The sequence below is a fragment of the Bacillus sp. ILBB4 genome (assembly GCF_035064545.1).
GTDB lineage: Bacteria > Bacillota > Bacilli > Bacillales > Bacillaceae_H > Priestia.
Genome location: NZ_JAIQVD010000001.1, coordinates 199,416 through 217,035, shown reverse-complemented (window position 1 = coordinate 217,035; position 17,620 = coordinate 199,416). Strand labels below are relative to the sequence as shown.

Genomic DNA, 17,620 nt, shown 5'->3' with positions numbered 1-17,620 from the left:
GAAAGAATGAAAGAACAAGCCGTTAGAGGCAAGCATAAAAATAGAAAAGAATAAAGCAAGCACAAATATCAGAAGGAGAGTATCAAAATGAAAACACTGGTTATTTTAGCGCATCCAAGCTTAGCATCTTCTCGTATTAATAAAGCGTGGGCAGAGCGAGTAAAAAAAGAAGAGAATGTGTACGTTCATGATTTATACGCAAACTATCCCGATTTCAAAATTGATGTAGAAAAAGAGCAGGAGTTAGCTGTTCAATTCGATCGTATTGTTTTTCAATTTCCATTTTACTGGTACAGCTCACCAGCACTCTTAAAAGAGTGGCAAGATGTTGTCTTAACATACGGCTGGGCTTATGGAAGCAAAGGTACTAAACTTCAGGGAAAAGAGTTTGTCGTAGCTACTTCGACAGGGGGCCCTGCAGAAGCTTATCAAGAAGGGGGATACAACCGTTACCCAATGAATCATCTGCTTCTTCCTTTTCAAGCTATGGCAAATTTAACAGGTATGAAGTTTCAAACTCCATTTTTATTTCAAGGAGCAGGCGGTGATCTGAGTGACAAAGTTATTCAAGATAGTGCAGAAAGCTACGCTCGATTACTAAGATAATAAAAAAAGCCGCGTCACAGCGGCTTTTTAATTTGCGTTTGTTCGTGAGAAAGAAGTAAGCAGCTTTTGAGGAGCGATATCTAATCCTTCAATTAGTAGTCCTGTCATAGCCGTTAGACTCCCGACTTCAAAAGATTCCCCGGCTCTCCAAAATGCTGATTCACCTTGTTTGATATAAATTTTCAGTTCGTTATCGCCAGCTACCCAGCCTTCCCCGTGAACGACTAAAAGAAGCTGTGGAATCGTAGCTTCTTGACGAGGGGTATAATCATTTTCTTGAAAAGATAAAAAGCTGATTTTGACATCTCCAGTATGAGAAAGTAATGGGTTTACTTTATAGGTAGAATGAAGAAAGGAACGCTCTTCTTCAGCTTGAAAACCATATAATTTCATCATTTCATCTCCTTGGCTAAAAAATATAAAAAGAAGTCCTTCTCCTTTCATATACGCATGTAACAGCAAAAATAGAACTCCAAAGAAACGGCTGTTTCTAGGAAAATGGCTTCATTTTTTGTCGAAGCTGAAAATTTTTTGAAGGATAGGGAGGAAAAACAGAAGTTTTTTTGAATAGTATAAAAAAGGTGTCCGCTAATGGACACCTTTTCCTAATTTAAAAATGATTGTAACGCTTGTTTGTTTTCTTCAAGGTCGATGCTTAAAACAGCACCAATACCGGATATTCGTTCGTTTGAATAGGAACCTTCAACCGGTAAACGAAGAGATTTTAAATCTGGCTGATTTCCAACTAAAAAATCTTTTCCTATCACAATAAATGTTTTTGGCGGAATATTTGTATCCACATATGGATCAATGACTCCCCATAGCTTAGGAGCTTTCGCCAGCGTCTTTACTTGAAGAGCTTCATCCATTAATTTACCGATCACTTCTTGTTGACGCTTCACGCGCCCGAAATCACTTTGGCTATCATGTCGGAATCGCACGTATCCTAGTAATTTATCTCCGTGAAGAGTTTGTTTTCCAGGTTTTAGCGTCATGCCAATTCCTGATGACATTTCGTGCGGCACGGTAACCGTAATTCCCTCAGGGGCAATCGTATCGGCAACTTTAGAAAAACCTTTAAAATCAACAACGGCATAATAGTTTACATCTATGCCGAAATTTTCTTTAATTGTCTTACGCATTAATTCGGGACCGCCAAATGCATAGGCTGAATTTAATTTGTTTTTGCCATGTCCGGGAATATCCACATATGAATCACGCATCAAAGAAACAATTTTAGGCTGATTGCTGTCTTTGTCATAATGAGCAATCATGATTGTATCGGCACGCGAATGTTCTTCACCTCGAGAGTCAATTCCAAGAAGCAGCACATTCATGCTATCTAAATTGGCACTTGCACCATTAAAATCAAATTGTCCATCTTTCCCAAAAGCTCCGTCTGCTTCTGCTAACCCTTGTTGGTATTGATAATACACATACGCACCAGCGGCGATTACAAGAATGAGAAAGAAAAGAAGTAGCTTTCTAAAGCGTTTCTTTTTTCTTTGCTTTTTTCTTTTATGTTGTTTACGTTCTGTACGTTCTTCCAAATGTCTCACCATCGCATTCAAAAATATTAATACTTTTTTGTTTGAAATCAATTATGCAAAAAATTATAAAACGACATAATAAAATTAACACTAAGGAATTAGATTAGCAAGTACGTTCACTAGTAAATCTGTGAAGACAGCTAAAATAAGAGAAGTGTACAAATAGAAGAAAGAGGAAATAAAGGTTATTTTTTTCGAGGATATTTGTTATAATCTATCATAGTTAGGGAAAAAGTTCTGTCTTTTAAGAATGGAATAAGAGGAAAGTCTCTGTTTGTGGAGAATCAAATATAGGTCTAAATGTAGAAAAAAGGAGTGAAGCGAATGAGTATATATGTGTCATCTTCGAACCTTGTGCTGATTCCAGAAGCGGCGTTAAGTCATTGGAAACCTTATGGCGCGGGGGAATTGACCGGAGCTATTATTTCAGGTAAAGATAGTGCTGAAATAATTAAAGAGCTTAATCAATCGTCTATTCTGCCTTTTACAAGTTTTTTCTATCGAAAGCATTTTGTTATTCTGTTTGATAAAGAACAAGTAAAAAATCATTTTGAACAACTGCTTTTATTATATAAATCTCAGGGCTATATTTTTTATTCTTCTACTTTATACGATGATCACTGGTCCCAGGTCCTTGAAGGAACGAAGCAGCTGTTAACGGTAAATGGACAGGTGGTGCCGGTGCTTGAGCTTGAACAAAACGGTGAATTTGATGTTGTGCGTGATGAAGGCGGTCTGCACATTGTGATAGATGATGACGAAGACGAAGAGAAGCAGCTAGAAAAAAAAGTTCATGAGCTTCCGCTTGAAGAAGGTACCTATTTTATTGGCGATCCCGGATTTGTTGAAAACCGAGACATGCTGGTAAAAGAATATTTTCCTAAAGGTACGTACGAATTTATTTATAGATACGGAGAAAATGGCTGGCTGATGAAAGTAAGTATTCAGCGAAAAGCGATTAAAGAGCAGCTTACTACTCTTCACGCGGCTTTGTCTTAACCTCTATTCATTGTACAATATTGCTAAATAACTATGTTATAATAGTAATATTGTACAATGAAAGGGGTTTTTTAAATGGAAGCACGTTTACAAAAAGTCGTATCGTGGCTAGAAGAAAAGAATGTAGAAACGGCCTTTATTTCGTCAACCGAAAATGTATTTTATTTAACTGGATTTCACACGGATCCGCATGAGCGTTTGCTTGGCTTATTTGTGTTTACCGAAGCGGAGCCGATGCTTGTTTGTCCATCAATGGAAGTGGGACAAGCAAAAGAAGCCGGCTGGAAGTTTGATGTGATTGGATATGAAGACCATCAAAACCCTTGGGAACTTATTAAAGAAGCTTTACATAAACGAAACGTAATAGATGTGAAAAAGGTTGCTGTAGAGAAAGAGCAGCTGCTGTATGCGAGAGCCGAAGAACTGCTTAGCCTATATCCAAACGCTGAGCTAGTCGGAGCAGAAGAGAAGTTAAATCAGCTGCGTTTAATTAAAGATGAGCGTGAAGTTGAGATTCTGCAAAAGGCAGCTGCCTTAGCTGATTTTGGTGTAGAAGTAGGCGTAGCTGCTTTAAAAGAAGGCGTTACGGAAATGGATGTTCTGGCTAAAATTGAATACGAGCTAAAGCGAAAAGGAATTCGTGAGATGTCGTTTTCAACGATGGTTTTATTTGGTGAAAAAACGGGAGAAGCGCACGGGAACCCAGGTCTTCGCACGTTAAAGCCAGGAGATATGGTTCTGTTCGATTTAGGTGTAGTGCTAGACGGATACTGTTCAGATATTACGCGTACAGTCGCTTACAAGTCCATTAATGATAAGCAAAAAGAAATCTATGAAACGGTACAGCGCGCCGAGCAGGCAGCTCTTGAAGCTTCCAAGCCCGGCACTCGCATTGGCGACTTGGACATGGTAGCACGCAATATTATTACAGAAGCAGGGTATGGAGAGTATTTCTTGCATCGTCTTGGTCATGGTCTTGGCATCAGCGTGCATGAGTTTCCTTCAATGAGCCGCAACAATGATGATGTGCTTCAAGAAGGCATGGTATATACAATTGAACCGGGTATCTATATTCCAGGACTCGGAGGCGTGCGTATCGAAGATGATGTAATCATTACAAAAGATGGATACGAAACGTTAACGAAGTACCCAAAAGAATTACAAATTATTTCATAATAATGTCATAAAAAATAGAGGCTGCCATGGTGCAGGCTCTATTTTTTATGGGAAAAGAAAAAAATTGGTTAAGGTTTCTTGTTTGCTTCTTGGTACAATTTCATAGTATGTTACGAAACGATAACATTTCTATCACATTTTCTAAAAACTATATCGTAAGCGAGTACAGTAGTATATGCTGTACAGTAGGGAGCTTTTTAAGGTCGCAAGCAAGGAGGTTTTTTATGAGTAATTTTACAAAAGATGAAGAATTAATTATACATAAAGCAATAGATGTATTTGGTCAAAAGGATCGAATTGAAGATTATTCAGATGAAAGAAAAAAGCATGGTATTCACGTTGTGGCGTGTGAAAACCATCCGCGTCAAGACGTAACCGCGTATGCAACGCTCGGTGGACATCAATGTCCGACAGGCTATACAGTTGGAGGGATCCCGCTTCGAATTGAAATCGTTGGGGCTTGTCATGAGGAATTCGGTATTTATTCTGCTATTTTAGCAAACTGTATTTTCCATATGATGAAATCTCATGTGTCCATCTTCCCAGGAGCTATTTATAAAGACGTTATTGCAGTCCTTGATGACAGCTTTCATATGCAGCACATTTTGCTGATTCCGCCGTTTTTATGGGATAATTTTTCAACGATTGAACTATCTGATAAAAAAGTAGCGTTCCTGCAGGCCGTTCCGATTTCAGAAAATGAACGTGCTTTTGCACTTGAGTACGGGGTAGATTCGTTGCTAAGCCGCTTTGATGCTGAGCAGGTGAATGTCTTCAATTTAGAAAGAAGATCTGTTGTATAAACAAAAAGAGCGCCGACTGAGACGCTCTTTTTTGTTATTGATTAGTAGGTCAATTCTTTTTGCGGTATAGCTTTTTTATGACTCGTTTGGTAGCTGTGAAGCACCATGCCTGCTATGATAACTCCCATTCCAACCCAAGAAAGAATCGATGGCAAAGGACTTGATAGAAGGAAGACCTCTCCTAGCAGTGCAAATAAAACTTCCATCGATTGTGTAGCTTCAACTGCACCTAACTTTTGAGAATCTTTTTTTACAAGGTCGGTTGCTGCAAAAAATAAAACTGTTGCACATACTCCTGAAAGTAAAGCAACTAAACTGCTTTGATAAATCTGGGTTGTTTTTGGTAGTCCATCGGTCACGTAGGCATAGACAGAAAGAATAATCCAAAACGGCAGGCTTGAAAGCGTCATTCCAAGCACGCGCTGAAACGTATTAAGTGACGACACCTCCATCATTTTACGGTTGCCAAGCGGGTACGCAAAAGAGGCAATCAAAATGGGAATGGTACAAAGCAAGGCAGTAGCGGCCGACAGTTCAGTCGCATGCTCAAGCTGCATGAGCACAACTCCTATTAAAATAATAAACGAAAAACCTAGCTGCTTGAAAGGAATGCCTCCTCGCTTCTTTCCTTCTTTGTAAAACAAAGGAGCTAGGAGAGACCCCGATAAAATTGTGATTTGCCAAGTTCCTGCAATAAGCCAGCCGGGACCGTAGGCTGAAGCAAAACAAAGAGGAGCGTAAAATAAGCCAAATCCAACCGTGCTCCAAAGCAGCCATTTTTGCGGCTGGGCTTTTATTTCTGCCACCACAGGTTTAATACCACCCCAAAAATAAACGAGCACAAGCAAAAGAGGTACCATAAAAAAATAGCGCAGCGACGCGCTCCACGCCCAGCTGCCTCCGGATAAATCCATCGCTCGATTTAAAACGAATGTAAAAGCAAAAAAGAATGATGCAGCAATGCCTAATAAAAGAGGCTTCACTTGGATTCCTCCTCACTTGTCAGCGCTTCACCTAGCGTCAGCCAGTTCGTTTCGACAAGCTGCGTTGTCAGTGCGGCATCTTTTTGACGACAAGCGTTTATGATTTCTTTGTGCTGATCAACGGAAGCAAGACTAGAAAGAGAAGAAAAGCGAGCTATTTCTAAACGCTGAATTTTGGCGCTTGTTTGTTTTACAACACGCTCTAGCTCTATATTGTTCGCCCGTTTTAAAAAGACGGAATGAAATGCTTCATCCGCTTCAATCGCTTTAAGGACATTTCTTGTTTTGATTGCATGTTCTAGATATTGATTGTGTTTGATTAGTTCGCCCGTATCTTCTTCTTGTAACGAAGTACAAGCCAGCTTAGCAGCAAGTGCATGAAGAGCTGCGACGACAATAAAAGATTGTTTTGCCTCCTCAAGGTTTAATGGAGCCACTTTTGTAGAAGAGCCAGGTGTCGTTTGGACAAGGCCTTCATCTTCAAGTCTTTTTAATGCTTCTCGAACAGGAGTGCGGCTAACTCCAAATTGCTCAGCCAGTTCTTTATCCTGAAGCTTTTGTTCCGGCTGAAATTCAAGCATGACAATATTATGTTTAAGTGTTTGATAGACTTCTTCTCTTAAAGAAAGTCGTTTGAGAGGTTGAATGTTATTTTTCATAAAACCAATATATCGCATATTACATTAAATAACAATGTGAAAACTAAAAAAACTTCGTCTAAAAAGCAGACAGCTGCTTTTTAGATGAAGAGCTTAATTACTGCTGCGCAAAGATTTAGATAAAATGCTCGCAATCGCTTTGCTGTGCTCAACCTGCGTTTTTTTGGACTCTTTTCGTTCAAGAGCTACTTTTTGAAGACTTTTTTCTTCTTCAGTTTGAGCAATAACTTGAGGAACGGGGGCAGGTTTCCCGTTTTCTAATGCAACAAAGGTAAGAAAAGAAGTAGCTGCAATACGCTTAATGCCCGTTAACAAATTTTCGGCAATCACTTTAACAAAAATAATCATAGAGCTTTTTCCTGTAACAACAACGAATGCTTCATATGAAATAAAATCTTCTTCGGTGACGGGTTCGATAAAGTCAACGTGATCAATGGAAGCCGTAACACACGACTTTCGGGAATGTTTAGCTGCTGAAAGAGAAGCCGTCATGTCCATGTCAGCGACAATTTTCCCCCCAAAAAGGGTGTGGTGATTGTTTAGGTCATTTGGAAAAATGTGCTGTGATTTGACTACTCGTGAGACGCTGCAAAGTACTGCTTTTTCACTCATTGAAAACACTCCTTCAAACTGTTTATATGGTTTAATGTATGTTGACTACTTGTTCTTATGTATACAAGTTATAGAAAGCCTTTTCGTAAAAAGCTCTTCAAAAGCTTCTATATGGTAAAATAGAACAAATATGAAAGAGAGGATGAGAGCATGAACTTAACTCAATTTTCTAGAAGAAAATATACGGATTCCCCTACACCTTTAGAAAAGCTATCGGTTTTATCTCAGCAGTTAAATGGACCTTCAATTTATATGAAGCGCGATGATATGCTTGGACTGACAGGGGGCGGAAATAAGACGCGCAAGCTTGAATATTTAGTAGCTGATGCAAAGGCGCAAGGAGCAGACGTGCTTGTAACGTGCGGTGCGATACAATCCAATCACTGTCGTTTGACGCTCGCTGCGGCTGTAAAAGAGCAAATGAAATGCGTGCTCGTACTGGAAGAAGGGGAAAATAAAGCAAGCGATCAGCCGACAGGAAACTATTTTCTTTATCATTTATTAGGCGCTCATGACATGCGGTTTGTCGCTGAAGGTTCTGATTTAACAGCGGAAATGAAAACAGTAGAGCGAGAGCTAATTGAAAAAGGTCATAAGCCTTATTTAATTCCAGTAGGAGGTTCGAATGTTATCGGTGCAACCGGATACGCTGCCTGTGCACAAGAGCTGCTTATGCAAAGCTATGAGCAGCAAATAAAGCTTAGCCATGTGGTTTGCACAAGCGGCAGCGGAGGCATGCACGCAGGATTAGTGGCAGGCTTTCAAGGTCTTCAAAGTGACGTATCTGTTATTGGAATGAATGTCAGTCGTGCTAAAGAAGAGCAAGAAGTAAAAGTTGCTAAGCTGACGAGTGAACTTTATGATCATTTACATAGTAAAACGCCTTTTAAAAAAGAAGAGATTGTGTGTATGGATGAATACGTAGGTCCAGGGTATGCTGTTCCGACAGAAGAGATGGTGGAAGCAGTCAAACTTGTGGCCAGTACGGAAGGGATTTTATTGGATCCTGTGTATACAGGAAAAGCAATGGCTGGTCTAATTGATTTAATTCGAAAAGGTTATTTTAATAAGGATGAAAATGTGGTGTTCGTCCACTCAGGCGGTTCACCGGCTCTTTATGCCTATACATCATTTTTTTCATAAAAAAGCAAGGGATTCGACTCCCTTGCTTTTTTAGTTTATATAGGAATAGTAAGTGAAAACGTTACTCCGGTGTCTGTATTTTCAGCCGTAATTGCTCCATCGTGCATCGTAACAATACGCTTTACAATGCTTAAGCCAATACCGAATTCACCGTTTGCTCCTTTTTTAAACGGTTCAAACAAGTGTTGAAGCACGCTTTGATCAATCGGCGGACCATCGTTGCTGATTGTACATTGAACGTTCGTTTGGTGTTTAGCAAGTGAAAGTGAAACCTTCGTCTCGGCATAGCGCAGCTGATTGTCGAGTACATTTTCAAGAACTTTTGTCCATAGCTCTTTGTCTCCTTTAATTGTTGCGTTTGCGTCGTCAAATTCCCACTGTATTTCAGGGCGCCTCCACCGCAAGCGATCCACTACTTCATGAAGAAGTGCAGTAAAATCAAAGTCATCTTGTGCAAGCTGATGAGTGGACATATAGTCAAGCTTGGTTAAGTAAAGCAAATCGCGGATTTTTTTCTCAAGATTTTTAGATTCATCTTCAATAACTTTTACCGTTTGAGATAAATCACCTTTTGGATAAATGCCGTCTTGAATCGACTGAGCGTAGCTTTGAATAACCATAACCGGTGTTTTTAAATCATGTGAAATATTTTGAAGCAGCGTTTGCTGTGCTTCATCTTTAGATACGAGCCTTTTGCGCATTTGCTCGATCGAGGCGCCTAGCTTGCCAATTTCATCGGAACGGTTGACTGTAACGGGCTCATGCCAATTTTGTTCAGCAATTTTTTTTACATCTTTTTCAAGCGATACAAGCGGCTTGCTTAAATATCTTGATAGCCAAATAGATGGAAGCCAGCTGAATAGAAATACAATGGAAATTACAAAAAGCAGCTGTTTAAACAGAGTAGAAGTGAGCGCGTTGCGATACGTATCCCACGAAAATGAAAGCAAAAAAGCAGGCTGTCCGTTTACGCTTACTTTTCGAATTACATAAAAAAGCGTCCGGTTGCCGAGATCTTTTTCATAGCGAGCGACGATTTTTCGCTGACTGATTGCATCTTCCTGTGCTTTTCTCAAAAAGTCTTGAGGCAACACCCGTGATGAAAAATAAGAGATATCCGCATGTTCAGGCAATAAAATATGATCCACGGTTCGATTGCCAAGTGTTGGTTCACTGTCTTCATTGCTAAAGTAGTATTCACCTGAGCGGCTTGGCAAGCCGTATTCTTTTAAAATATGCTGTTCATTTTCAATAGTGGTATAAATTTCATTCGTGAAGAACTGCCTGAGCGTCGTTGGGAATAAAATAGCGAGCAAAATTGAAATAAGCAGTAAAATACCGGAGATGACGAGCCAAATTTGAAATGCAAGCGACTTGTTTTTCATGCTTTCATCATCCGGTATCCGTATCCGTAAATCGTTTCAATTCGTGCTTGCGGCATTTTTTTACGCACGCGCCTTACTAAATCATCCACCACTCGGTCTGTGCCGAAATAATCTTCTCCCCAAATGAGATTCAGCAGCTGCTCCCGTGAAAAAGCCTGTCCAAGGTCTTTTGAGATAGTGACAAGAAAATCAAATTCTTTAGACGTTAAATCAATGTGCTTTCCATTTTCACTGACCGTACGGGTATGTAAATCGATTTCATAAGGAGTCAGCGTAATGGTATCGGTTTTCTTTTGATTGGAACCATATACGCGGTTTAGCAGTTTGTTTGCTCGAATAACTAGTTCACGAGGCAAAAAAGGCTTTGATAAATAGTCGTCGCTGCCCATTTCAAGCCCAAGAACCCGGTCAATATCGGCATCGCGGGCTGAGATGAAAATAACAGGCACATGTGGCGTTTGCTGCTTGATTTCGCGAATGAGCTGATACCCGTCAATGTCAGGCAGCATAATATCTAAAATCCACAGATGCGGAGGAGTTGCAATCATTTCTTTGGCGTCCGTGCCGTTAAAAAATGAGCGAACGTCCCAGCCTTCTTTTTGAAGGTAAAGGGTTAAAACTTCGTTTAAATTTTGTTCATCCTCTACTAAATATAGTGTAAAGCTCAAATTTGACACCTTCCTCTGAATATATGAAAATTAAGGTAAATAAAGCATATTACGCCATATATGCGCGTTTCTTTAAAGGTCTATGTACCCGCTATTATACTACGTGTTTACTGTTATAAAGAAATTTTTCACAATTTCACACATTGTTTTGATACTTATCCCAAACTTTTATTTTATAGTATAGATAACATAAAATTTGCTACGTTAAAAGGAGTGTTTTTCATGGATCCACGTGATTATGAAAGAGAGCAAGAACGAAAAGAAGAATATGAAAACCGCCAGCAGCGCTATGATCAGTATCAGCCTGCGTCATCATCACAGCCTCCAAGAAGACGCTTATTTCCAGTGATTGCATCTTCTATCGCCGGAGCAGTGCTAGGGGGAGGAATTGTGCTATACGGTGCTCCGCAGCTGGGGTTAATAGATTCAGCTGATACGCAAACAGCGAATCAAACAACGCAGACTCAAACCGCAACAACAACGAGCACCACGCCTCGAACAGTAAGCACAACCGTGAATCAGTCAGATCTTGTTTCAGTTGTAAATAAAGTATCAGCTGCTGTTGTAGGCGTGAACAATATTCAACAGCAAACAAATCCATTTTCTGGAGATACCCAAACGCAAGAAGCAGGAACGGGTTCCGGTGTTATTTTCAAAAAAGAAAATGGAAAAGCATATGTTGTGACCAATAACCACGTTATTGACGGCGCAAGCGAAGTAGAAGTATCACTTTCAAACGGACAAAAAGAAAAAGCTAAGATTGTCGGAGCTGATGCGCTAACGGATTTAGCGGTGCTTGAGATGTCTGACAAAAATGTTGAACAAGTGGCGAAGTTCGGGAAATCATCGGATTTAGTAGCGGGTGAAACGGTGCTTGCAATCGGAAATCCTCTTGGTGAACAATTTTCTCGTACGGTCACACAAGGTATCGTGAGCGCAGCAAAACGCTCTGTCCCTATTTCAGAAAATTGGAACGTAGATGCAATTCAAACGGATGCGGCGATTAATCCAGGAAACAGCGGCGGTGCCTTGATCAATTCTTCCGGTGAAGTAGTCGGTATCAACAGTATGAAAATTTCAGAAGACAATGTAGAAGGCATAGGCTTTGCTCTTCCAAGTGATGAAGTGCAGCCGACGATTGAACAGCTGATGAAAAACGGAAAAATAACGCGTCCATATATGGGGGTAGGTCTTCAAGATGTAGGTCAGCTTTCAGCTGCAACAAAACAAAACCAGCTAGGCCTAACCAGCGATACGTCTGAAGGAGTTGTCGTAACGACGGTTGAACCATTCTCTTCTGCTTCTGATGCAGGTTTACAATCAAAAGACGTGATTGTTGCCATCGATGGAAATGAAGTCAAAACATCCAGTGATTTACGTCAATATCTATACACAAAACGTAAAGTAGGAGACATGGTAAAATTAGAAGTGTATCGAAATGGAAAAAAACAAACTATTTCTCTGAAGCTTTCAGAGCAGCAGGATAACAATGGATGAGTTCAACACCGTTAAAGCTGCTGCTAGCAGTATTAACAGCGTTAGGATTTTTAACCGGCTGCGAAGGGAAGCATTCAAACACGATGTTTCCTTCTGTAGAAATTAGTCAGCTATCTTCTACCAAAGAACTGGCAGCGTATGAGGGAGGCAAGGTGACAGGAGCTGAATTCAACCGTTTTTTAGCCGTTGAAGGGTTCTTAAATCCAGATGCTCCGCTAAATGATACGAGCTACCGCAAAGAGTTATTGCGGCAGTTTGTTATGCGAAAAATCTTAATTTCGCATCTAAAGACAAGCGATAAAGTACAAAAACAAGTCGAGGATATGTGGAAGCAAATTAAACGCTCATATGACGAGGATACAAGAAAACAAGGTTATGAAGTGTTAAATATTCGTTCCAGTGATGTAACCAACCAGCTAACGAATCAGTTTAAATTAGAAGAATATTTTCGTAAACAAATTACGTCTGATGAACTAACTGCTTACTATAAACGTATTGAAAACGATCTAACGCGCGTATCTTTTACGCAGCTGGCTTTTTCCACTTTACATGATGCCGCTGCCGCTGCGGCTGAACTGCAAAAGGGAACATCGCTTCAGGACGTTCAAAAAAAATATGCTGATGTCCAGACAGTGAGCAAAATAGAGAATGCTGATAATCTAAAGCTTTCAAGTTTATCTCCCTCTTTTATAGATGTTTTAAAAAAACAGCACATCGGAGAGAGTAGTGAGCCCATTAAAATGGGTAAAGTCTATTATATTCTTATTTTAAAACAAAAAGATAAAAAAACGGAATCAGAAGTCAAAGAAGAAATGATGAAAGAACTTGTTTTGAATCATATCAACCGGTATATCCAGGATCAACTGCCAAGGTTTCACGTGACTTTCAACCTTAGGTAGTTCCCTTTTATATAGATTGATTGTTTTCAAAAAACAAGCAGGTAAAAGAGCTTTCTATTAATAGAGAGCTCTTTTACCTTTTTAAGTAGACAGAAATGTCGGCACCTGATAAAATGAAGTAGTAAAACTTTCATTATTCGGAAAATTTATACCCTCCAGCTTTGGAGGGTTATTTTTTATGCTGTTGGACGAATAAAAGAGGCTGGGACAAAAGTAGTTTAATGGAAAGAAGATCCGAACGATGAATCGTTCGGATTTTTTCGTTAGTATGGTGAACGTATGTTTAATCTATTTATTTGGTTCTAGCTGTTGATTGGAGGGCAAGGCGAAGACTCCTGCGGAAAGCGAAGCCTGGCACGGAAATCAACAGCGGTGTCAAAAGTGATTCATACGAGCTTATTGATCCCATTGTTCGCTTTTAGATTGGACCGCTTTCGTTAGGTTTCAATCACTTTTCATCTTTTAAATGACTCAATAATGCAGGAGCCATCTCCACGTGAGAAAGGGCGATGTGTGAAATCGTTTTGGCATAAGGTGTAATTTCGTTAATAAATTGTTCGAGTACGTGCAGGTGAGGAAGCTGAAGCTTTGTAATAAAGCAGGCTTGCCCGGCGATGCGTTCACAGAATAAAGCGTAGGGATACTGAGAAATAAATCGTTTAAAACGCTCGTGCTCTCCGTTTTTCATGGTTACTTCAATAAAACACGACACGGGCAAATGCAGCTTTTCATAATCAATATCGATCGTATATCCTTTTATAACGCCAAAGCTCTCTAGCTGCCTTACTCGCTCTGCCACCGAAGGAGGAGACAGGTTAATTTGTTTTCCTAGCTCTCGTAAGGAAAGGCGGCTGTTTTGCTGCAGCGCCTGCAAAATCGATAAATCAATTTCGTCAATTTTCAATTGAAAACCTTCTTTCTCATTAACGTTTCATTTGATTAGTAATAGTAGATAAGATGTTTTATATGTAATCTAAAATTTCCATTTTTCTTACTATAATAATTAAAAAGGAGTGAGTAAAAAATGGCAAGAGTTTTGTTAGCAAACGAAGAGGGAACAAATTTTGAAAAAGCATTGAATTTAATTCCGCATGTAAAAAGATTGTATGATGAGCTTTACGACACGCTTTGGAACAGCGATATAGTAGAAAAAGAGACTAAGGAAAAAATTAGGCTTTATCTAGCAGGTGTTAACGGCTGTGAGACGTGTATGAGCATGTCATATGTAGGCGATGAGACGCTTAATCAAAAAGTGTTAAGAGAAAAAGAGCTGGAAGAAAAAGATCGCTTACTGTTTCGATTTATTGATGTATACCGGGTGCGTCCAAGGGAGTTGACGGATGCTGATATGAATCAATTAAAGAAATTTTACAGTGATACGCAGCTGTTAGAGCTTTTGGCTGTTATTAATTTATTTGATCAATTTCACAAAATGATTGTCAGTCTAGATTTATATGATTTTTGCAGCTTGCAGGGCAAGTGAGATCTTCCCTGAAAATATCTTGACAGACAAAATCCACAGGAGTAAGATAGCTTTCGTGAAGTGAAACGCATCATGAATCGAATCGATTATTCTAAAAAATAGATCATAGACATTTGAATAAAAATCGCTTAATCCATTACGGAGCGGAGGACCCATTATTTACGCACATATTGTGCTCCGGGGTGAATCCTTAAAAAGGTAGGGTTACTCTTAAAACCCGAACCCGACAGCTAACTTCGCAAGCGTTTTGAGGGGGAAGAGTGTGGAAAAACACAGGAGCCTTCCTGTGTTTTTTTGCGCTTTTTTTAAGAAAAGGATGTAATTTTTTAGAAAAAGTATAAGCTAAGAGAACACACAGCAGTTGAAGAAAGGAATAAATACATTATGAAAAAACAGTTTGCTGTATTGGGATTAGGTCGTTTTGGAGGCAGTTTGGTTGAAGAGTTTGCTAATCTGGATGTGGATGTGCTCGCTATTGACCGCAATCAGGAGGTAGTAAATAAATTTAGCAACTCAGCTACATATGTTGTGCAAGCAAACGCGATTGATGAAGCTAGCTTAAAGGGGCTAGGTATCCGCAATGTTGATCATGCGCTTATTTCGTTTGGAGATGATATCGAAGCAAGCGTACTCGCAACCATGCTTTTAAAAGATATGGGCGTTAAGCAAGTATGGGTAAAAGCAGTGAATATGTATCATCAAAAAGTGCTCGAAAAAATAGGAGCGGACAAAGTTATTCATCCAGAGCGCGATATCGCTAAGCGTATTGCTCATCACGTGGTGTCAGAAAAAATCATTGATTACATTGAACTGTCAAAGGATTATAGTATTGTCGAGATTGTCGCCTCTAAGAAACTTCATAATAAAACGCTGTTTGATTTAAACATTCGTGCCAAGTACGGCTGCAATATTATCGGCTTTCAGCGAAAAGACGGGGAAATGGTTATTTCGCCTACCGCACATGAAATAATTGAACAAGGAGATATGCTGATTGTTATCGGACATAATCGCGATTTGAACCGTTTTGAAGAAGAAGGAGTTTAACTCATGAAAAAACAAATCATTAAACTCACCCCTCCGCAGCTGCTTGTCTCTATTTTTGGAGGAGGAATTATTATTGGTGCTTTTCTATTGATGATGCCTTTTTCTACTACTGAGCCAATCCGGTGGGTAGATGCCCTTTTTACATCTACTTCCGCTATGACAGTGACCGGCTTAGCCGTCGTAGATACAGGTACACGTTTTACCGTCATCGGTCAAACGATCATTATGCTGTTAATTCAAATAGGCGGTCTTGGCATTATGTCATTTGCCGTATTGATTTTTATGATGCTAGGTAAAAAAATTGGATTTAAAGAGCGTATGCTCGTTCAGCAGGCCTTAAATCAGACGAGCGCCGGCGGAGTTGTCCTGCTAGTTAAAAGGCTGTTTATCTTTTCATTTTTAATTGAGTTTGTTGCACTTATCTTCTTAGCAATACGCTGGGTTCCGGAATTCGGATGGTCTAAGGGATTGTTCTTTAGCTTGTTTCATTCGATTTCTGCTTTTAATAACGCAGGGTTTGGACTGCTGTCTGATAACTTAGTTCAGTATGTAGGAGACCCTATTATTAACATAACAATTTCTTTTCTGTTCATTATTGGCGGGTTAGGGTTTACCGTCCTTGCTGATATGTGGGTGAAAAAATCGTACAAAAAACTAACGCTGCATTCAAAAATTATGATTATCAGCACGTTTGCGATTAACGTGACTGCAATGCTTTTTATTTTTTTCTTAGAGTACGGCAATTCACATACGCTTGGAAATTTATCATTAGGGGACAAAGCATGGGCGTCTTATTTTCAAGCAGTAACGACAAGAACCGCTGGATTTAATACGATTGATTTAGCTCACCTGCATGACGCAACGGTGTTTTTAATGGTTTTATTAATGTTTATTGGTGCAGGAAGTGCGTCAACGGGAGGCGGTATCAAACTAACAACGTTTGTGGTAATTATTTTTTCAGTATGGGCATTTTTACGAAGCAGGGAAGATATTGTGCTCCTAAAGAGAAGGCTCCTTCCCCTTCACGTGTTTAAGGCACTAGCCATCACGATGATTTCAATTATGTTTGTGTTTGGGGCCATTTTCCTGTTAAATATTTCGGAAAACCTGCCGTTTGTAAAAATTATGTTTGAAGTTGTTTCTGCGTTTGGAACAGTAGGTTTATCGATGGGAGCCACTCCTGAACTTTCGTACTTTGGACGCGTGATTATTATCTTTATCATGTTTTTAGGAAAAGTGGGGCCATTAACGCTTGCATTTTCATTATCAAAACAGAAGAGAGAAGCTGTACGATATCCAAACGAAGATATTATGCTAGGGTAAGAAAAATCGCCTCCAAGGAGGCGGTTTTTTATGTTATTTATATATTCAAGACATATAAGAGGTTACGCACAAAACAGTTGCGATGAATAAAAAGAAGGCAAAGACAAGAACAATGGGCAATTTGGAATGTCGGCGCATTAAAGGTCCCCCTTTTTTATAGTGAAAAATCTCTTACTATATATAACGAAAGAAACAAAAATATGATTCACTTTTTTAGCGAAATTTGAAGGTTTTTCTCATAAAAATCCGCACCCCTGTCCTAAACATTTTGCCAAGCTGTTGCATACATTAAAAGCAGATAACAGGAAGTGAGGGATGATACGTGGGAAAACAAAGTTTTGCGTTAATCGTTGTGTTATTTGTTTTACTTGTTATTGTAGGTGCGTCTGGCTTTCGCTTTTAAATGTTAGTTCTTTATTTGCGCATAGCCCCTTTCAAGAAGGGCATACTAGGCGGAAGTGAAAACCAAAAATTTCTTCAATATTGCCGAACAATGAGTTCCTCTACTCATTTATCTAATCGGTATGTAGCCATGCGAAAGCATGGTTTTTTTGTCGTAAGAGGATGAATGATGTTCATCCTCTTTAGAAATTAATAGTAGCAAGAACACCCTACGATTACTAATAAAATAAATAAAACAACGATAAATGAAAAACCAAAACCGCCTTTTGCGCCCATATGTGTAACCTCCTTTAATAAAATTCTCTATATCCTATGTACTAATTGGGTTAAGTGATTAAGAAATTTGCCTATTTTTTAACGGTAACGATCTTTTGAGAAAAATGAAGAA

At 39.4% G+C, this 17,620-nt stretch carries 21 protein-coding genes and 1 riboswitch; of the genes, 12 read left to right on the top strand and 9 right to left on the bottom strand.

Features of this window, described 5'->3' with window-relative positions:
* The first annotated feature begins 87 nt into the window (after positions 1 to 87).
* Positions 88 to 606 (top strand): NAD(P)H-dependent oxidoreductase, encoded by a 519-nt coding sequence (locus LAV82_RS01295; protein ID WP_013058609.1) that lies wholly within the window; start codon positions 88 to 90, stop codon positions 604 to 606.
* A 27-nt stretch (positions 607 to 633) separates the two neighbouring features.
* Here the strand turns inward: LAV82_RS01295 and LAV82_RS01290 are convergent, their stop codons facing one another.
* Both LAV82_RS01290 and LAV82_RS01285 read right to left on the bottom strand, forming a co-directional pair.
* On the bottom strand, positions 634 to 999 hold the full coding sequence (locus tag LAV82_RS01290; protein ID WP_499715495.1) for a cupin: 366 nt from the start codon (positions 997 to 999) through the stop codon (positions 634 to 636).
* 212 nt (positions 1,000 to 1,211) lie between these two features.
* Entirely contained in the window at positions 1,212 to 2,168 is a 957-nt protein-coding gene (locus tag LAV82_RS01285) for an LCP family protein (protein ID WP_371388465.1), read from the bottom strand.
* A 312-nt stretch (positions 2,169 to 2,480) separates the two neighbouring features.
* On the opposite strand from LAV82_RS01285, the gene LAV82_RS01280 reads away from it, so the two are divergent.
* The 3 genes from LAV82_RS01280 (at position 2,481) to LAV82_RS01270 (ending at position 5,134) form a co-directional block, all read left to right on the top strand.
* Entirely contained in the window at positions 2,481 to 3,155 is a 675-nt protein-coding gene (locus LAV82_RS01280) for a hypothetical protein (RefSeq protein WP_053487663.1), read from the top strand.
* A 75-nt stretch (positions 3,156 to 3,230) separates the two neighbouring features.
* Positions 3,231 to 4,331, top strand: coding sequence for a M24 family metallopeptidase (locus LAV82_RS01275; RefSeq protein WP_013058604.1), 1,101 nt, complete (start codon positions 3,231 to 3,233; stop codon positions 4,329 to 4,331).
* Positions 4,332 to 4,555: 224 nt separating this feature from the next.
* On the top strand, positions 4,556 to 5,134 hold the full coding sequence (locus LAV82_RS01270; protein ID WP_013058603.1) for a suppressor of fused domain protein: 579 nt from the start codon (positions 4,556 to 4,558) through the stop codon (positions 5,132 to 5,134).
* A gap of 41 nt (positions 5,135 to 5,175) precedes the next feature.
* Here the strand turns inward: LAV82_RS01270 and LAV82_RS01265 are convergent, their stop codons facing one another.
* The 3 genes from LAV82_RS01265 to LAV82_RS01255 form a co-directional block, all read right to left on the bottom strand.
* Positions 5,176 to 6,117 carry a DMT family transporter gene (locus LAV82_RS01265; RefSeq protein ID WP_029323811.1) on the bottom strand — a complete coding sequence of 314 codons (942 nt, stop codon included), beginning with the start codon at positions 6,115 to 6,117 and terminating at the stop codon, positions 5,176 to 5,178.
* On the bottom strand, positions 6,114 to 6,794 hold the full coding sequence (locus LAV82_RS01260) for a GntR family transcriptional regulator (RefSeq protein ID WP_499715493.1): 681 nt from the start codon (positions 6,792 to 6,794) through the stop codon (positions 6,114 to 6,116). Before LAV82_RS01260 ends, LAV82_RS01265 begins: the two co-directional genes overlap by 4 nt.
* Before the next feature lie 75 nt (positions 6,795 to 6,869).
* Positions 6,870 to 7,388 carry an acyl-CoA thioesterase gene (locus tag LAV82_RS01255; protein WP_013058600.1) on the bottom strand — a complete coding sequence of 173 codons (519 nt, stop codon included), beginning with the start codon at positions 7,386 to 7,388 and terminating at the stop codon, positions 6,870 to 6,872.
* Between the two features lie 150 nt (positions 7,389 to 7,538).
* Here LAV82_RS01255 and cuyA point away from each other — a divergent pair, with 150 nt between their 5' ends.
* Positions 7,539 to 8,531, top strand: a complete 993-nt coding sequence (gene cuyA / locus LAV82_RS01250) for a D-cysteate sulfo-lyase (protein ID WP_098547233.1) — start codon at positions 7,539 to 7,541, stop codon at positions 8,529 to 8,531.
* Positions 8,532 to 8,566: 35 nt separating this feature from the next.
* On the opposite strand, the gene LAV82_RS01245 is transcribed toward cuyA, so the two are convergent.
* Positions 8,567 to 9,916 carry a sensor histidine kinase gene (locus LAV82_RS01245; protein ID WP_013058598.1) on the bottom strand — a complete coding sequence of 450 codons (1,350 nt, stop codon included), beginning with the start codon at positions 9,914 to 9,916 and terminating at the stop codon, positions 8,567 to 8,569.
* Positions 9,913 to 10,584 (bottom strand): response regulator transcription factor, encoded by a 672-nt coding sequence (locus LAV82_RS01240; protein ID WP_211077490.1) that lies wholly within the window; start codon positions 10,582 to 10,584, stop codon positions 9,913 to 9,915. Before LAV82_RS01240 ends, LAV82_RS01245 begins: the two co-directional genes overlap by 4 nt.
* 222 nt (positions 10,585 to 10,806) lie before the next feature.
* On the opposite strand from LAV82_RS01240, the gene LAV82_RS01235 reads away from it, so the two are divergent.
* From LAV82_RS01235 to LAV82_RS01225, 3 genes are all read left to right on the top strand, one after another.
* Positions 10,807 to 12,081, top strand: coding sequence for a S1C family serine protease (locus LAV82_RS01235; protein ID WP_499715490.1), 1,275 nt, complete (start codon positions 10,807 to 10,809; stop codon positions 12,079 to 12,081).
* Positions 12,078 to 12,980 carry a peptidyl-prolyl cis-trans isomerase gene (locus tag LAV82_RS01230; RefSeq protein ID WP_499715489.1) on the top strand — a complete coding sequence of 301 codons (903 nt, stop codon included), beginning with the start codon at positions 12,078 to 12,080 and terminating at the stop codon, positions 12,978 to 12,980. Before LAV82_RS01235 ends, LAV82_RS01230 begins: the two co-directional genes overlap by 4 nt.
* 309 nt (positions 12,981 to 13,289) lie before the next feature.
* On the top strand, positions 13,290 to 13,421 hold the full coding sequence (locus tag LAV82_RS01225; protein WP_255255980.1) for a hypothetical protein: 132 nt from the start codon (positions 13,290 to 13,292) through the stop codon (positions 13,419 to 13,421).
* A 7-nt stretch (positions 13,422 to 13,428) separates the two neighbouring features.
* Here the strand turns inward: LAV82_RS01225 and LAV82_RS01220 are convergent, their stop codons facing one another.
* Positions 13,429 to 13,884 (bottom strand): Lrp/AsnC family transcriptional regulator, encoded by a 456-nt coding sequence (locus LAV82_RS01220; protein ID WP_013058593.1) that lies wholly within the window; start codon positions 13,882 to 13,884, stop codon positions 13,429 to 13,431.
* A 120-nt stretch (positions 13,885 to 14,004) separates the two neighbouring features.
* On the opposite strand from LAV82_RS01220, the gene LAV82_RS01215 reads away from it, so the two are divergent.
* The 4 genes from LAV82_RS01215 to LAV82_RS01200 all read left to right on the top strand — a co-directional run bounded on the left by LAV82_RS01215 (position 14,005) and on the right by LAV82_RS01200 (position 17,233).
* A complete protein-coding gene (locus LAV82_RS01215) occupies positions 14,005 to 14,463 on the top strand; it encodes a carboxymuconolactone decarboxylase family protein (RefSeq protein ID WP_013084575.1) in 459 nt (152 codons plus the stop codon).
* 115 nt (positions 14,464 to 14,578) lie between these two features.
* Positions 14,579 to 14,723: riboswitch (cyclic di-AMP (ydaO/yuaA leader) on the top strand.
* A gap of 124 nt (positions 14,724 to 14,847) precedes the next feature.
* Entirely contained in the window at positions 14,848 to 15,507 is a 660-nt protein-coding gene (locus tag LAV82_RS01210) for a potassium channel family protein (protein ID WP_013058591.1), read from the top strand.
* Between the two features lie 3 nt (positions 15,508 to 15,510).
* Positions 15,511 to 16,830 (top strand): TrkH family potassium uptake protein, encoded by a 1,320-nt coding sequence (locus tag LAV82_RS01205; RefSeq protein ID WP_013058590.1) that lies wholly within the window; start codon positions 15,511 to 15,513, stop codon positions 16,828 to 16,830.
* Positions 16,831 to 17,152: 322 nt separating this feature from the next.
* Positions 17,153 to 17,233: a YjcZ family sporulation protein gene (locus LAV82_RS01200; RefSeq protein ID WP_082611769.1), complete on the top strand. Its 81-nt coding sequence runs from the start codon at positions 17,153 to 17,155 to the stop codon at positions 17,231 to 17,233.
* A 188-nt stretch (positions 17,234 to 17,421) separates the two neighbouring features.
* On the opposite strand, the gene LAV82_RS01195 is transcribed toward LAV82_RS01200, so the two are convergent.
* A complete protein-coding gene (locus LAV82_RS01195) occupies positions 17,422 to 17,508 on the bottom strand; it encodes a YjcZ family sporulation protein (RefSeq protein WP_016765201.1) in 87 nt (28 codons plus the stop codon).
* Between the last annotated feature and the right edge of the window lie 112 nt (positions 17,509 to 17,620).

Excerpts from the sequence above, each read along its gene's own strand:
- LAV82_RS01295 (WP_013058609.1), top strand. The coding sequence starts at position 88 with ATGAAAACACTGGTTATTTTAGCGCATCCAAGCTTAGCATCTTCTCGT.
- LAV82_RS01290 (WP_499715495.1), bottom strand. The coding sequence starts at position 999 with ATGAAATTATATGGTTTTCAAGCTGAAGAAGAGCGTTCCTTTCTTCAT.
- LAV82_RS01285 (WP_371388465.1), bottom strand. The coding sequence starts at position 2,168 with ATGGTGAGACATTTGGAAGAACGTACAGAACGTAAACAACATAAAAGA.
- LAV82_RS01280 (WP_053487663.1), top strand. The coding sequence starts at position 2,481 with ATGAGTATATATGTGTCATCTTCGAACCTTGTGCTGATTCCAGAAGCG.
- LAV82_RS01275 (WP_013058604.1), top strand. The coding sequence starts at position 3,231 with ATGGAAGCACGTTTACAAAAAGTCGTATCGTGGCTAGAAGAAAAGAAT.
- LAV82_RS01270 (WP_013058603.1), top strand. The coding sequence starts at position 4,556 with ATGAGTAATTTTACAAAAGATGAAGAATTAATTATACATAAAGCAATA.
- LAV82_RS01260 (WP_499715493.1), bottom strand. The coding sequence starts at position 6,794 with ATGCGATATATTGGTTTTATGAAAAATAACATTCAACCTCTCAAACGA.
- LAV82_RS01255 (WP_013058600.1), bottom strand. The coding sequence starts at position 7,388 with ATGAGTGAAAAAGCAGTACTTTGCAGCGTCTCACGAGTAGTCAAATCA.
- cuyA (WP_098547233.1), top strand. The coding sequence starts at position 7,539 with ATGAACTTAACTCAATTTTCTAGAAGAAAATATACGGATTCCCCTACA.
- LAV82_RS01245 (WP_013058598.1), bottom strand. The coding sequence starts at position 9,916 with ATGAAAAACAAGTCGCTTGCATTTCAAATTTGGCTCGTCATCTCCGGT.
- LAV82_RS01235 (WP_499715490.1), top strand. The coding sequence starts at position 10,807 with ATGGATCCACGTGATTATGAAAGAGAGCAAGAACGAAAAGAAGAATAT.
- LAV82_RS01230 (WP_499715489.1), top strand. The coding sequence starts at position 12,078 with ATGAGTTCAACACCGTTAAAGCTGCTGCTAGCAGTATTAACAGCGTTA.
- LAV82_RS01215 (WP_013084575.1), top strand. The coding sequence starts at position 14,005 with ATGGCAAGAGTTTTGTTAGCAAACGAAGAGGGAACAAATTTTGAAAAA.
- LAV82_RS01210 (WP_013058591.1), top strand. The coding sequence starts at position 14,848 with ATGAAAAAACAGTTTGCTGTATTGGGATTAGGTCGTTTTGGAGGCAGT.
- LAV82_RS01205 (WP_013058590.1), top strand. The coding sequence starts at position 15,511 with ATGAAAAAACAAATCATTAAACTCACCCCTCCGCAGCTGCTTGTCTCT.
- LAV82_RS01195 (WP_016765201.1), bottom strand. The coding sequence starts at position 17,508 with ATGGGCGCAAAAGGCGGTTTTGGTTTTTCATTTATCGTTGTTTTATTT.